General features: G+C 55.4%; 14 protein-coding genes and 1 pseudogene. 4 read left to right on the top strand and 11 right to left on the bottom strand.

Annotation, left to right across the window (positions count from 1 at the left end):
* Window positions 1-7: 7 nt before the first annotated feature.
* From CU100_RS04625 to CU100_RS04615, 3 genes are all read right to left on the bottom strand, one after another.
* Window positions 8-1,012 carry an inorganic phosphate transporter gene (locus CU100_RS04625; protein WP_106715324.1) on the bottom strand — a complete coding sequence of 335 codons (1,005 nt, stop codon included), beginning with the start codon at window positions 1,010-1,012 and terminating at the stop codon, window positions 8-10.
* Complete coding sequence (locus tag CU100_RS04620) at window positions 1,012-1,656, bottom strand: DUF47 domain-containing protein (RefSeq protein ID WP_106715323.1); 645 nt, start codon at window positions 1,654-1,656, stop codon at window positions 1,012-1,014. The genes CU100_RS04625 and CU100_RS04620 overlap by 1 nt, the downstream gene beginning before the upstream one ends.
* A gap of 94 nt (window positions 1,657-1,750) precedes the next feature.
* Complete coding sequence (locus CU100_RS04615; protein WP_106715322.1) at window positions 1,751-3,265, bottom strand: MDR family MFS transporter; 1,515 nt, start codon at window positions 3,263-3,265, stop codon at window positions 1,751-1,753.
* 130 nt (window positions 3,266-3,395) lie between these two features.
* Between CU100_RS04615 and CU100_RS04610 the strand changes: the two genes are divergently transcribed.
* The 4 genes from CU100_RS04610 (at window position 3,396) to CU100_RS04595 (ending at window position 7,260) form a co-directional block, all read left to right on the top strand.
* Window positions 3,396-3,896, top strand: coding sequence for a MarR family winged helix-turn-helix transcriptional regulator (locus CU100_RS04610; protein ID WP_245418911.1), 501 nt, complete (start codon window positions 3,396-3,398; stop codon window positions 3,894-3,896).
* A gap of 149 nt (window positions 3,897-4,045) precedes the next feature.
* Window positions 4,046-4,486 carry a MarR family winged helix-turn-helix transcriptional regulator gene (locus CU100_RS04605; protein WP_106715321.1) on the top strand — a complete coding sequence of 147 codons (441 nt, stop codon included), beginning with the start codon at window positions 4,046-4,048 and terminating at the stop codon, window positions 4,484-4,486.
* Between the two features lie 16 nt (window positions 4,487-4,502).
* Entirely contained in the window at window positions 4,503-5,714 is a 1,212-nt protein-coding gene (locus CU100_RS04600; protein ID WP_106715320.1) for an HlyD family secretion protein, read from the top strand.
* A complete protein-coding gene (locus CU100_RS04595; RefSeq protein WP_106715319.1) occupies window positions 5,707-7,260 on the top strand; it encodes an MDR family MFS transporter in 1,554 nt (517 codons plus the stop codon). Before CU100_RS04600 ends, CU100_RS04595 begins: the two co-directional genes overlap by 8 nt.
* Before the next feature lie 229 nt (window positions 7,261-7,489).
* Here CU100_RS04595 and CU100_RS04590 read toward each other — a convergent pair whose 3' ends face one another.
* The 8 genes and pseudogenes from CU100_RS04590 to CU100_RS04565 form a co-directional block, all read right to left on the bottom strand.
* The gene (locus CU100_RS04590) at window positions 7,490-8,056 is read right to left on the bottom strand and encodes a DUF6990 domain-containing protein (RefSeq protein ID WP_146141795.1); all 567 of its coding nucleotides are present in this window, start codon (window positions 8,054-8,056) and stop codon (window positions 7,490-7,492) included.
* Window positions 8,056-9,960: pseudogene (locus tag CU100_RS04585) on the bottom strand (hemagglutinin repeat-containing protein); the annotation flags it as partial. The pseudogene CU100_RS04585 and the gene CU100_RS04590, both read right to left, overlap by 1 nt.
* A 72-nt stretch (window positions 9,961-10,032) precedes the next feature.
* Entirely contained in the window at window positions 10,033-10,608 is a 576-nt protein-coding gene (locus tag CU100_RS04580) for a DUF6990 domain-containing protein (RefSeq protein WP_106715316.1), read from the bottom strand.
* Window positions 10,608-12,140, bottom strand: a complete 1,533-nt coding sequence (locus CU100_RS04575) for a hypothetical protein (RefSeq protein WP_146141793.1) — start codon at window positions 12,138-12,140, stop codon at window positions 10,608-10,610. Before CU100_RS04575 ends, CU100_RS04580 begins: the two co-directional genes overlap by 1 nt.
* A gap of 465 nt (window positions 12,141-12,605) precedes the next feature.
* Entirely contained in the window at window positions 12,606-12,764 is a 159-nt protein-coding gene (locus tag CU100_RS26725; RefSeq protein WP_170113728.1) for a hypothetical protein, read from the bottom strand.
* A 52-nt stretch (window positions 12,765-12,816) separates the two neighbouring features.
* Window positions 12,817-13,737, bottom strand: coding sequence for a hypothetical protein (locus CU100_RS04570; protein ID WP_106715314.1), 921 nt, complete (start codon window positions 13,735-13,737; stop codon window positions 12,817-12,819).
* A gap of 49 nt (window positions 13,738-13,786) precedes the next feature.
* Window positions 13,787-13,936, bottom strand: coding sequence for a hypothetical protein (locus tag CU100_RS26720; RefSeq protein ID WP_170113727.1), 150 nt, complete (start codon window positions 13,934-13,936; stop codon window positions 13,787-13,789).
* Between the two features lie 131 nt (window positions 13,937-14,067).
* The gene (locus CU100_RS04565; RefSeq protein WP_146141792.1) at window positions 14,068-14,667 is read right to left on the bottom strand and encodes an imm11 family protein; all 600 of its coding nucleotides are present in this window, start codon (window positions 14,665-14,667) and stop codon (window positions 14,068-14,070) included.
* Window position 14,668: the final 1 nt, after the last annotated feature.

Raw genomic sequence — 14,668 nt, 5'->3', positions numbered from 1 at the left:
CACGAATCTAGTTGCCAACACCAGCCAGCAAATAGAACAGGGCCGAGATAAGAGCAGCTGCTGGCATGGTAATGAGCCAAGCGATGAGGATATTGCCTGCCAATCCCCAGCGAACCGCGGAGACACGGCGCGCCGCGCCAACGCCGATGATCGCACCCGTAATCGTATGTGTCGTGGAGACGGGAATACCAAGCCAAGTTGCACCAAACAATGTCAACGCACCACCAGTTTCGGCACAGAAACCCTGCATCGGATTAAGCCGCGTAATCTTCGATCCCATCGTATGAACGATGCGCCACCCGCCAAAAAGCGTACCGAGGGCCATTGCCGATTGGCAGGAAATCACCACCCAGAAAGGAACACTGAATTCGGTCCCAAGATGTCCTTGAGAAAAAAGCAGGACAGCAATTATGCCCATTGTCTTCTGTGCATCGTTGCCGCCATGGCCGAGCGAGTATAGTGAAGCAGACACGAACTGCAGGTTGCGAAATGTGCTGTCGACGGCAAAGGGTGTCTGACGAACAAACGTCCAAGACACGATAATCACGAGCAAAAGGGCAAGAAAGAACCCGATCATCGGCGACATGAAGATTGCGCCGACAGTCTTTATTAGTCCTGTCCAGACGATGGCGTCTCCCCCTGCTCGCACCAGGCCCGCCCCGACCAGGCCGCCAACAAGGGCATGGGACGAACTCGAGGGTATGCCGAACACCCACGTGACGATGTTCCAGATAATGGCGCCCATCAGCGCGGCAAAAATCAGGCGCGGCGTGACGATATGAGGATCGATAATCCCGGTCCCGAGTGTTTCGGCCACATGCAGTCCGAAGAACAAAAAAGCGATGAAGTTGAAAAACGCCGCCCAAAGTACAGCATATTGCGGCCGCAGCACTCGCGTTGACACAATGGTCGCGATTGAATTTGCCGCGTCGTGAAGTCCGTTAAGGAAGTCAAAGAAAAGCGCAACTGCGATGAGACCTGCCAAGAGGGGGAAGCTCAGCGCGACATCCATCAAACGTTCTCGATCACGATTCCGCTGATTTCATCTGCAACGTCTTCAAAGCGATCGACCACCTTCTCCAGTTCGCTGTAAATCTCGCTGCCTATGAAGTAGGCCATCGGATTCGAGTTGCCATAACGTTGAAACAGGTCCTTCAGCCCCTCATCATGGAGATCGTCCGCCCGGCCTTCGACGCGCACGACCTCTTCGGCAATGGCGCTCAATCGTGCCGAATGGGTCCCTACCCGGTTGAGAAGGGGAACCGCCTCGGCAATTAGACCGGCGGCCTCGACGATGAGCACACCCATCTCACGCATGCGGGGATCGAAGCTGCTCTGCTCGAACAGACGGATTGTCTTGACCGTTTTGTGCATCATGTCGATTGCATCATCCATCGATTGAATCAGATCCTTGATGTCACCGCGATCGAACGGTGTGATGAAACTGCGCCTTACAGCGAGAAGAACCTGACGCGTGATTTCGTCTGCTTCATTTTCAAGTTCGATGATTCGTTGGCAATGTCGCTCAAGGTCGCCTTCCGCCGCTAGAAGAGACTTCAGCGAACCGGCGGCCTCGACCACCACACGAGAATGTTGTGCGAAAAGATCGAAGAAACGGTCCTCGCGAGGCAACAATGCGCGAAACAGGTTCATCATGACAGCAACGTTCTCATGAGCGCTCCCAAGCGGATGACGCATCAAGTGATAGCTGCATTGATCGGTCACTTCAACTGGAGCGCGCACCACTCGCTCATTCACCGGCCTTAGTTTTCATTGCAGTCGGAAGAAGGGTCGGCCTAAGCATGAGCGCCGCCAGCAGCCCCGTCAAAGCAAACCCGGCCGAGGTCAGGAAGAGCGGCGTAAAAGCCGCTGTATAGCTTTCGGCAACTGCTAGCCGTGCGGCCTCCGGCAACGCGCTTAGCATTCTGGGTGTCAACTGTTCGATATTGCCGACACCGGGAATTGTTACTCCGACGCGGGAAAGACTGGCAGCGACAATCGCGCCATAGATCGAAATGGCGATCGAGGCCCCACCCATGCGCGACAGCGTCACCGCTCCTGTGGCTGCCCCGACGTCCCGGCTCTCCGCTGCGTTTTGCACGCCGATGACGGGAACCTGCTGTCCAAGCCCGATTCCGATGCCATGCATGGCCATCAATATGCCTATGAAAAACACGGGGGTTCCGGCCTCAACGTGGGTGAACAGCACAAACGCGAGCAAGCTCAAGGAAAGACTGGCAATGGATTGAGGTTTGTAGCGGCCCGTCGTCGAGATCAGCCGCCCGCCCATCAGAGACCCACAAACAATGCCGCCGGTCAAAAGGATGAAGAACACCCCCGCCTGCGAGGGTGACAGGCCCGTTGTCGTCTGCAGGTAGAGCGCGAAGTAATTGACCATCCCGATAGCAATAGCCCCGCTGGTAATCGAAATCACAAGTAGCAGGGAAAATGTGGGATTCCGGAAAAGCGAAGGAGGAACGATCGGCTCCATTGCGCGACGTTCTACGAAAACCCAGCTCGTGGCGCACACGAGGCCAAGCGCAATAATGATGAAGCTTTGGGCCGACAGGATCGATCCGAACAGTTCGGAGCTATCGGCAACGAGTACGATGCTGCTTGTGGTCAGCGCCAGTAATATCGCGCCAGCGTAGTCAATCTTTGGCTTCCGCTCGGGTTTGCGATAGGGAAGTGTCGTGAAAAGGCCGGCCAAGACAATGATCCCGACGGGGATATTCACGAGAAATATCGATCGCCAGCCGAAAAGATCGCTCATTGCACCGCCAAGTACTGGTCCGATGGCGCCCGACGCCATGAGTACAAGACTTGAATAGCTCTGGTAACGCGCCCGTTCGCGTGGCTCGAACAGATCGGCGTTGATTGAAAATATCGATACCATGATACCGCCGCCGCCAAGCCCTTGCAGCACTCGCGCCGCGATCAGCGTGTTCATCGAAACGGCAAGGCCGCACACGGCAGAGCCCACCGTGAATATTGCTACCGCCGACATCATCACATATTTGCGGCCAAAAAGGTCTCCAAGTTTGCCATAGACTGGCATCACGGCACTTGAAGCAAGCAGGTAGGAAGAACCGATCCAGCCGAACCGTTCCAACTGGCCGAACTCGCCAACGATTGTCGGCAGGGCAGTCGAAACGATCTGATTGTCCAGTGTCGCCATGAACATGGCTGAACTCAGGAAGAAGTAGATGACGAGCCGCAAACGGTGGTCCGTCACGAGCGGCGCGGGAGATGCTTGCATGTCCATTGGTTGGGGTATCCGAAATTGATATTCGCAATACCTGTGCTATTAGCATACAATTGTCAACAGCATTATAATGCTGTTTGCATATTGCAGATGGTTGACGTATCCATGTGCGGAAAATACGAAAGGTGCCATGACAACACATCAAAGTGAAACGACCGACCGGATCGACCACGACATCGTGCATATAGGTCAGGTAATGACCCGAATGCGTCTTTTGATGGGCCGGAGGCTTATCGGCCGTCTGGCAGTTCAGAACGTTGCGCCTGGTCTCGAACTCTCTCACCTTGACGTACTCGACGCCGTGAAACGGGCCGAAACGACGGGCGAAGTGACGGTTGGTACGATTGCTGAAATTCTTCGCATCGATCCATCGCGGGCCAGCCGCATCGTTGCAGAAATGGTGACGCGCGGGGTGATACGCCGCAAAGCCTCGCAAGCTGACGCGCGGCGTATCGTGGTCGTAATCACGGCGCTTGGACGCAAGCTGCTCTCAGAAATCAAAGCGCAGAAGCTCGCCATCGTTCAAAGTATCGTCGAAGACTGGCCCGCCGAAGAGGTCGAAGCCTTCGCGGCGCTCTTTGACAAGTTCATAAGCGGGTTCGAGCAGAAGGTCCTTCCACGCAAAGATTGATAGCTTGGTCGTGACGGGCCTTCTTTCACGATTTGTTGAAAATCGGACCTCGGTTTTTTGTGACTGAGGCGCGGTTCGCACCTTTAAACTCCCAAGCACCCTTGCTATATGCATAAATGTTATAAGCACCCTTACGAGTTTGCCCCGATATGGACAATGCACCGACATTGAGCTTTCTGCTGCACGAAGTCGCACGATTATTGCGAAAACGCTTCGAGCAGCGCGCCAAGGATCTCGGTCTCACCCGATCGCAATGGCAAACGCTCGCGTACCTCTCCAAGAACGAAGGGATCCATCAAGCTGGACTGGCTGAACTCCTGGAAATCGAGCCTATCACGTTGGTGCGTATTCTGGACAAGCTTGAAGAGCGTAGCTTGATCGAGCGCCGTAGACATCCAACTGACCGGCGCATCCGGTTGCTGTTCTCCCGGGAGGAGGCAAAGCCCCTGCTCGAAGGCATCCGTCGTGTTGCAGAGCAAACCCGCTCTGAAGCACTCGCCGATGTCCCTAATGCTGACCGCGAGCATCTCATTCGAACATTGACCACTATGAAATCGAATTTGATCGACGCATGCCAAGCGCCGGTTTAGGACAAAGAGAAAAATCATGGCTGACGGTTCACCACGCATTCCTGCCAGTAAAGAAGCCAACGCGCCCAGCGATGCCGCCATGGAGAAGCCTAGCACGGCCGCCGATTCGGTGGCTGCAGACCCCTCGACTAAAGCCGGTTCGACGCCTGTGTCTCCCGGGCGAGCACGGCGCAACTTGAAGCGCCCGCTGCTGTTCGCGCTTCTGCCCGCTCTTTTGATCATTGGCGGCTATCTCTACGCGACCGGCGGACAAGTGATGGCCACCGACAACGCCTATGTTCAAGCCGATATGGTGGGTGTTTCAACAGATGTTTCCGGGATCGTGCAGTCTGTGGATGTTCGCGATAATCAGCAAGTCAAGCAGGGCGACGTATTGTTTCGTCTGGACCCCGCACCTTACGCGATTGCGCTTGCGGGCGCCAAGGCACAGCTCGGCGTCGTGCGCAATCAGATTCTCAACCTCGAAGCCAGCTATAGGCAGTCCCTTGCCGAGATTACGCAGGCCCAGGCCGACATCCCTTTCTTTGAAAAATCGTTGCAGCGCCAGCAAGACCTGAACGCGAGTTCCTTCGCATCGCGCGCGACCTATGACCAGGCCAAGCACGACCTGGACGCGGCACTGCAAAAGGTTGACGTGGCCAAGGCGGAAGCGGCGGCGACCCTTGCGCAGCTTGGAGGCAATGCAGATCAGCGCGTGGAGCAGAACCCTTCTTATCTGCAGCAGCAATCGGTTGTCGACAATGCCCAGCGCAATCTAGACCACACAATCATTCGTGCGCCGTTCGACGGCATTGTCACCAATGTGAGTTCGTTGCAGACCGGCGCGTACCTTCAGGCATCGCAAGCGGGCTTCAGCCTTGTTTCCACGACCCACATGTGGATCGCAGCCAGTCCGAAGGAAACCGAACTGACCTATGTTCGAACTGGCCAACCAGTCTCGATCAGCGTCGATACTTATCCCGGCGTCGAGTGGAAAGGTACGGTCGCCAGCATCAGCCCGGCGTCCGGCTCAAGCTTCTCGCTGCTCCCCGCCCAGAACACGACGGGCAATTGGGTAAAAGTGGTCCAGCGAATTCCCATGCTCGTCAGCATCGATGACATGGCAGGCAAGCCGCCATTGCGCGTCGGCATGAGCGTCACTGTCGGTGTGGATACAGGCCATGCCCGCGGCCTTCCCTCATTCGCGACTGATCTCATCGACTTGTTCGGCAGCAAGGACCATGTCTGACATCAGTCCAGTTCCGGATAACGCGCCTGCCATTGCCAATCGCGGCGCAATAACCGCCTGCGTCATTCTCGCGGTGATCATGCAGGCGCTTGACACCACAATCGCCAATGTGGCCCTGCCTTACATTCAAGGCAGCGTGTCTGCTAGCGCGGACCAGATCAATTGGGTTCTCACTTCCTATATTGTCGCTGCAGCGATCATGACGCCGCCCTCGGGTTTTCTCGCTGCACGCTTCGGCCGCAAAAACGTGCTTTTGACTGCCATCGTTGGCTTCGTCGTTGCATCGGTATTGTGCGGCCTCGCCCAGTCGCTGCCGCAGATCGTCGTCTTCCGCCTGATGCAAGGCCTCTTCGGCGCATCGCTTGTGCCGCTGTCGCAAGGCATATTGCTCGATATCTACTCTGTAGAAGAGCGCGGCAAAGCCATGGCGCTCTTCGGCGTCTCGGTCATGGTGGGTCCAGTCCTCGGCCCGGTCATCGGCGGCTGGCTCACCGACAATATCAGCTGGCGCTGGGTGTTTTACATCAATGTTCCCATCGGCCTACTGGCATTCTTCGGCATCGTGGCTTTCGTTTCGGAAACGGCAAAGGAAACCGCCGCGAAACTCGACTGGTTCGGCTTTGGAACCTTGAGCCTGGCCATCGCGACATTGCAGCTCTTCCTGGACCGCGGCGAACAGCTCGACTGGTTCTCGTCGGCTGAAATCCAGATCGAGGCGCTGATATGCGCCGGTGCGTTCTATCTCTTTCTCGTTCACACGTTCACTGCAAAGAAATCCTTCGTCAATCCGCGTCTCTTTCTCGATCGGAATTTTTCGGTCAGCATGTTCTTCATTTTCGTCATAGGTGTAACATATCTCGCTTCGCTTGCACTGATGACCCCCTACCTGCAGACGCTGATGGGCTATCCTGTCATCACTGCCGGCATTGTCATGGGACCGCGTGGCCTCGGCACGATGGCATGCATGTTTATCGTCGGACGGTTGATCGGCAAGGTGGATACCCGGCTGCTTCTGGTTCTCGGCTTCAGCCTCACCGCATGGGCCATGTACGACATGACGGGGTGGACACCCGACGTGTCACAATGGACCATTGTGTATGTGGGCTTCATCCAGGGTGCGGGACTGGGTTTCCTGTTCGTGCCTTTGACGACCATAGCCTTTGCTACCCTCCCCGCATCGATGCGCGGCGAAGGCACCGGCCTCTATAATCTGTCGCGCAATATCGGCTCAAGTGTCGGCATAGCCGTCGTCGCCGCCCTGATCACCGAAAATGTGCAAAGCAACCACGCCTCGATTGCCGCCTATGTGACGCCTTTCAACCACGCGTTCAACGCGCCGGCGGTGATGCAGAACCTCGATCCGCTGAATGCAACAGGTCGCGCTGCCCTTGACGCCATGATCACCACGCAAGCAACGATCATCGCCTATATGGACGATTTCAAACTTCTCATGATCATGTCACTGGTATCCATCCCGCTTGTCTTGCTCCTGCGCAAACCATCCGCAAGTACCGCCTCCGCCGACCATGCCGCGGTGATGGAATAGGCCGCAGGCGGTGACATAGACAGGTCTCGGAAGGGGCGGGGCCATAGTTCAGCGGGCCAATATCATGACGGATCCGCCCGATTGTTAAAAATGCAAAGCTTACCGTCAGTGACGATCGCCCGTAACGCACGAACTGCCCGAGCCAACGTTGAAGCCAAACGCAACGACTAGGCGCAACTAGATTGTCGTTGGCGGGAAAGCCCCCTTGACAACCGTTGACCCGCCAACGCTACTCCGTAGATATGCGTGAAGAGGTATCTTTTGCGATCTCCACAGCGCGGTCGATCATTTCCTTCGAGATATACGGCACAAAGCCCAGTCTGTCGCCCGCCTCGAAGCTACGCTGGTAATAATCAAGTTTGTCCACATCGCCAGCGAGGGCAAGCGCGGCGAGGTGATACAAAGGTTCCGTGCCTTTTGAATCAGCCGGCAACTCACGCAGCCGTTTCATGGAGGATTCAATGTCTTGTTGTCTCGACCATTCGATCAAACGATTAGATAAAACGCGAATGTCTTCAAATGTAAAGTCGGTCTGGCGAAGGTCTTCCTGTCCTGTGATGAATGGCACATGCTCCCATTTTCTGGAGGATATCTCTGCAACAGCACTAATGAAATCCGATGGTGACATAGAGAAATAACATAAAAGTCTCTTTCCCTCTCTTCTTGGCTCCAATCGCAAAATGACTTGAACGAGAGTTTTGCCAAGACCATAAATGGCATAATGATCTCTGCCCTCGTCTTTTCCTATACGCCAACCGAGTTCTTTAAAGGCAAGGTGAACATCATTTTTAAGCATCACAGCGCCCCCGGAAAACGTTGTTCGAATATTGAGATGCCATTTGGGTAACCTTGGTCTTTTAAGGCTACGCCGGGCGTCAACTTAAGCTGAAATGCGACATGTCCAGTCGGGATCGAATTCCCGTCCCGTATCTGCGGGAAGATATCGCTTTGTCGGATTGAAAGACCGGCATCACCGGTCTTGACCTCGATAATACTCACCTTGCCACTTGGCGTTCTGAAGATGATATCCGGTTTGCAGTAGCCTACCCCGCAGGCACTTTTGAAAATCGGGTTCTCTCCAATAGTATATCCCGCATTTTTCAGTTGCTTGACCAAATCATCGACAAAAGCTTTGTGATGTTCGTAATGGTCCTTGATCGTCAGCTTTGGCCGCGCCGCCCTTTCAAGCTGCGCCGCCTTCTCGACCGCCTCGATCTTCTTCAGTGCTTTGATCTTATCGGCAATTTTCAGCGTTGCAAGGCCAGCGCCTGCCGCCGGTGCGGCGACCTTGACGGCAAGGTCAACGACAAGGCCGGAAAGCGCCTTGCCGGCCGCTTCATAATCGCTATTGGCCAGCGCCTTGACATAAAGCAGGGATTTTTCCTGCAAGCCAGCGGCCGTTTCCACGCCATATTTCAGCGCCGCCGCCTTCGGGTCCTGGTAGAACTCGAACGCGACGCCGGACGTGGTCTTCATCAACCCGGATGGGTTCGATACCAGAGCGATGAATTCCTCGCCCTGCTCGCCCGCGCCCTTGATTAACCCCTTGGCAAACTTGTCGCCATTCAGCGGAACGCCAGCGACCTGATTGTAAAGCGTCAGTCCCAGCGCTTCGATGCAGCCAAGGCGGTCATGGATGACAATCGCATCGCCCTTGATTGTCTTGATGATGCAATCAGCGGCATGAGCGGACGGCACAATCCATTCCCACAGAAAGAATGTATCGCCGCGTTGCTCGCCGCATGCACCCGACTGCAATTGCCGCAAAGCATCGGCCGGGTCGATATCCTTACTGCGGATCGCCTTTGCCAGCGCCGGTTCGCGTACATGTTCGAGCACGCCGCCGATGATTTCCGTGACGGCAGCCCCGGCCTTCAATGCCGCCTTCACACTCTCCCCCGACAGATACACTTCGAGATCGACGTGCTTGTCCCTGGTGATCTCCATCGCCGCGTCGGGGTCGCGGTTGAGTTCGGACAGCGGTGGGGTTGTGCCCGCTTCCTCAAGCTTTGCCTGTTTTTGCAGATCGGTGATTTCGATCGTTCCCGGCCCCACCGTCGCGCGCACCTTCTGGCGCGTGTCGTCGAGCTTGTAGCTGCCCTCCAGCACATCATTGCGCGTTGGATTGTCCGGGTCCGGCTTGTGCGATTTGCCGGTCACATCGATGGAAAGATCGACGCTGCCGCCCTCGAACCGCTTCTCGCCGTCAAAACCCTTGTGGGTCAGCGTTGCGGTCTTGAGCTTTAGGTCACCATCGTCCGAGACGATCTGGCCGGCGTCGATCAGCGTGTCGCCTTTGACCTCCACATCCATCCTGTGTTTCGACACGAGGCCTGACTGCTCGGTGATCCAGCTGGTGGTGCCCGAACCGCGCCCACCGGATGGGTTGAGCGAGGAGGGAGAGAGATTGGAAAGCTGATCGCCAAGGTCCGGCATGCCACCCGACAGAGACGAGCCGAGATCGAGCGAGCTTGAAAATTGCATGCCGAAACCGGCGGATTTGTCTTTGCTGGTGCCCGTATCGGGCACGGAGATGATCGTCAGGTCCCCGCCGATCCTCGCCTTGACATCATCGGCGGAAACCACCGCGCCCCGCAAAATCGCGTCATTGCCGACATCAAGCTCAATATGTTTGGCGTTGACATGGGCGTTAAGCTGCGTGGTGCCGTTGGAATTGGAACTGCCCGAGCCAAAGTTGAAGCCAAGCGCAACGCTAGGCGCAACTAGATTGTCGTTGGCGGGAAGCCATTGACAACCGTTGACACGCCAACGCTACTCCGTAGATATGCGTGAAGAGGTATCTTTTGCGATCTCCACAGCGCGGTCGATCATTTCCTTCGAGATATACGGCACAAAGCCCAGTCGGTCGCCCGCCTCGAAGCTACGCTGGTAATATTCAAGTTTGTCCACATCGCCAGCGAGGGCAAGCGCGGCGAGGTGATACAACGGTTCCGTGCCTTTTGAATCAGTCGGCAACTCACGCAGGCGTTTCAGCGCCGGATCAACGTCCTGGATTTTTGCCCATTCGATCAGACGTTCTGACAATGCCCTGATATCTTTGAACGTGTAATCTTGCTGGATTAAATCTTCGTCACCACGTACCAACGGATTATGCGGGTGCTTCTCAGTATTTCTATGAAATATTTTTGTGCAAGCACTCGTAAATTTTTTTGTTGTGACTGATCTGACGCATGCAAGCCTCTTGCCTCCCCATATGGGACGTAATCGTGGAATTATTTGCAGTTGAATATTCCCAATATCAAAAATGGCATAATTATCACCAGCATCGTCTTTGCCGGTTTGCCAACCCAGCTTTTTAAAGGCCAAAACAATATCATTCTGCAGCATCAATGTGGTCCTGGGAAACGTTGCTCATAGATTGGAATACCGTTAGGATAACCTTGATCTTTTAGAGGAACTCCCGGAATTAAACCGAGATCAGCGGCTGTTTTTCCTGTCGGAACAGAATTCCCATCCCTAATTTGCGGGAAGATTTCACTTTGCCTGATTGAAAGGCTGGCATCTCCTGTCTTCACTTCGACAATGCTAACCTTGCCGCTTGGTGTTCTGTAGATGATGTCCGGTTTGCAGTGGCTTGTTCCACAGGCAACTTTGAAATATGGGTTCGCTCCAACTTGATAACCTAGATCCTTTAATTGCTTGACCAGATCATTCACAAATGCCTGATGATCGACCTTATGGTCCTTGATCGTCAGCTTTGGCCGCGCCGCCCTTTCAAGCACAGCCGCCTTCTCGACCGCCTCGATCTTCTTCAGCGCCGTGATTTTATCGGCAATTTTCAGCGTTGCAAGGCCAGCGCCTGCCGCCGGTGCGGCGACCTTGACGGCAAGGTCAATGGCTAGCCCGGAAAGCGCCTTGCCGGCCGCTTCATAATCACCATTGGCCAGCGATTTGACATAAAGCAGGGATTTTTCCTGCAAGCCAGCGGCCGTTTCCACGCCATATTTCAGCGCCGCCGCCTTCGGGTCCTGGTAGAACTCGAACGCGACGCCGGACGTGGTCTTCATCAACCCGGATGGGTTCGATACCAGAGCGATGAATTCCTCGCCCTGCTCGCCCGCGCCCTTGATTAACCCCTTGGCAAACTTGTCGCCATTCAGCGGAACGCCAGCGACCTGATTGTAAAGCGTCAGTCCCAGCGCTTCGATGCAGCCAAGGCGGTCATGGATGACAATCGCATCGCCCTTGATTGTCTTGATGATGCAATCAGCGGCATGAGCGGACGGCACAATCCATTCCCACAGAAAGAATGTATCGCCGCGTTGCTCGCCGCATGCACCCGACTGCAATTGCCGCAAAGCATCGGCCGGGTCGATATCCTTACTGCGGATCGCCTTTGCCAGCGCCGGTTCGCGTACATGTTCGAGCACGCCGCCGATGATTTCCGTGACGGCAGCCCCGGCCTTCAATGCCGCCTTCACACTCTCCCCCGACAGATACACCTCGAGATCGACATGCTTGTCCCTGGTGATCTCCATCGCCGCATCGGGGTCGCGGTTGAGTTCGGACAGCGGTGGGGTTGTGCCCGCTTCCTCAAGCTTTGCCTGTTTCGTGGGATCGGTGATCTCGATCACGCCCGGCCCCACCGTCGCGCGCACTTTCTGGCGCGTGTCGTCGAGCTTGTAGCTGCCCTCCAGCATATCATTGCGCGTTGGATTGTCCGGGTCCCGCTTGTCGGATTTGCCGGTCACATCGATGGAAAGATCGACGCTGCCGCCCTCGAACCGCTTCTCGCCCTCGAAGCCCTTGTGGGTCAGCGTTGCGGTCTTGAGCTTTAGGTCACCATCGTCCGAGACGATCTTGCCGGCGTCGATCAGCGTGTCGCCTTTGACCTCCACATCCATCCTGTGTTTCGACACGAGGCCTGACTGCTCGGTGATCCAGCTGGTGGTGCCCGAACCGCGCCCACACCGGAAAGATCGTTCACACCGCCTAAAAGCCCGCCAGCCAGCGCATGCAGCGCCACCCGGCCAGGCCCGCCTTCGGCCCAGAATGCCTTGTCCGCATCGCTGGTGGCACCATGTTCGAGCTGGCTCGCCCAATCGCCGGTAACCCTGGCGGCCTTAGCGGCAGCGTCGTCATAGAGCTTTTGCGTCTTGTATTGCTCGGCAAGGATGGATTTTAGCTCGGGAACATCCGGCAGTGAGGTGTTGGTATCGCTGGTATCGCGGTTGAGAGAGGCGATATCCTGCGTCTGATGGTCAGGATTCGTGATGATGATTTCGCCCGGAGAAATCGCCGAAAGCGCTTTGCCGGTTTCATTTTCTCCCTGATGCAGATGTGGCGAGACAATGAGAGCCGTCCCGTTTATCCCCCCGCCCCAGCTATCGGCGTTCCATGTGGAAATGAGTGTCGATATCTGCGGTTTCCAGCGTGCCAGTTTGAAGCAGGTTCGCCTCTTTCGGTGCCTTCGAAGTAATCAGGCCGCCGGTAAGCTTGGTCTTGCCCGCCACATTGATATCAAAGCCATCGGTGGCTCGCATGCGGGCGGACGTGCGCTAGCTATTCGGCTGCTACGGACGGAGTGTTCAGACCTTACATCTCGCTGGTATAGGGCAGGAAATCGAATCTTCCCTCGCGCTCCAGCAGTACATGTTCGCAATAACGATCGATGGCTTCGGCCGGCTCGGAAAGAATGCGCATGTTCTCGATATGTGCATCCTTGATGTGATAGATTACGCCGTCTTGCATGCCATCCGCGTTTTTCACGAAGAACACATCGCCCTCGCGCCCGGCGGGGTTGGGGCCCGCCGCCATGAACATCATGAAGCTGATATAGGCGTATTTGCGGTCGAACGGCGTCGGCACAATGCCAAGCCGATCCTCCAGCCAGGGGATATAGCGCTTCTTGTAGCCGCGGAAATTCTTGAGATAACCATCCCAAGATTGCCATGGCCTGCCGACGGGATATGGCAGAAAGCGCGAATATATGCCAACGACCTCATCGTCCGGAATATCCATGCCATCGAAGCGGGTATAATAGGCCTCGCGGATCGGCAGCGGCAGGCTGAGTTGACGCTGTTCAGCGTGATTGGGTTTGCCGTCGCGCTTGGTGAGAAACGCCGTTATTCGGTCAATATTCGCCTGATAGTCGGGATCGGAGGGATTATCGCCCCAGAAATCGCGGCTGATAAGCACCACCTTGTCGCGCACCTCAAGACCCATATGCAATGCTGGCAAGCCGCCGTCACTGCGTCGTTTAACGCGCACAAACAGCGGCCCGCCCGCCATCAAAAGCGCGCCGGTGCGCGGCTGGTGCTTGCAGGTCAGTTCGAACAGCCACTCCTTGCCTTTTGCGATCGGCGTATAGTAATCGGGTGCTACATCGTCGGACCGTCCAAAAATTGCATCCTTCACATCGCCGGAAAAATCAGAGATGTGCGTCCAGCAACCGAGAACCTCCGTGTAGAGACCACCTTTCAAAAAATCCGCTTGGGAGATTTGAGCATAAGTCATCCCCCCCGCTCCTTAGCCCATTTGATAATCTGATTGTTGAAGCGCTGTTCTATATCCAGATCGAATAAAAGCCATCGCCGGAGCCGGCAAACAGGCCGGATTTCTTCTGCTGCGTCTGAAGCGCATGGCCTTCTTCCGCGCCGATCACCGAAACGCTGTCGCCTTCGACATGGATCGTTTCGCCGGCTGTGACCTTCAAGCCGGAGATGACGGCGTTTTTGCCCGCGTTCAGGGTGATGGTACCAGGGCCCGATGATCAACCGAAGCGGACGATTGTCGTTGGCACATGAGAGCCCTAAGCACGTAGACCGCTGACGCATCAAAGCTCAATCATTCTGTGCAAAGCCGAAAGTCCAGTCCGGTGAAGCCACCCCGTTCAAGTGTTATTTTGACGCGTTCGCTGACGATGAGGGCTGTTGGATATCGTTTGATACGGAAAATGTCGTGCCCAACAGCTTTCGCTGGATCTATGATCAGCTTGATGACCGAATGATAATCGCCCGCTCTATCCGGGCGGACCGGGTCGTCGGGAGTAAAGATACTAAAAACGGATTTTCTCTCATCAAAACAATCGATAAAGTTATCAGTTGCCATCGCATAGTAGTGTGGACTTGCTGATGGCTTTTCAGGAATAGCGACTGCATAATAATACAACCCATCGACAAAGAACAAAGCGTCCTTCAACGTGGCGCTCACGATGGGTACATCGTGTGCCGCTATGGTAAAGTCCATCGCACTACCGTCGGCCGGACCAAATTCGTTCATGTCGAGGATGAATTTATCCTCTCCTAAAGCCGACAAATGCGCCACTCCATCTGCTGTTGTAAACTTCCAGTCATCGCCTGATTTAAGTTTCATTCCTCTGACATGCCCCAGATACCAGCGGCATGGAAAATCAATGTCATCGCGTAAACGATAAAATCTTGCCATA

Origin of the sequence: Phyllobacterium endophyticum (assembly GCF_003010935.1) — a bacterium.
GTDB classification, from domain to species: Bacteria; Pseudomonadota; Alphaproteobacteria; order Rhizobiales; family Rhizobiaceae; genus Phyllobacterium; species Phyllobacterium endophyticum.
This window is presented reverse-complemented; position numbering and strand designations above follow the sequence as displayed.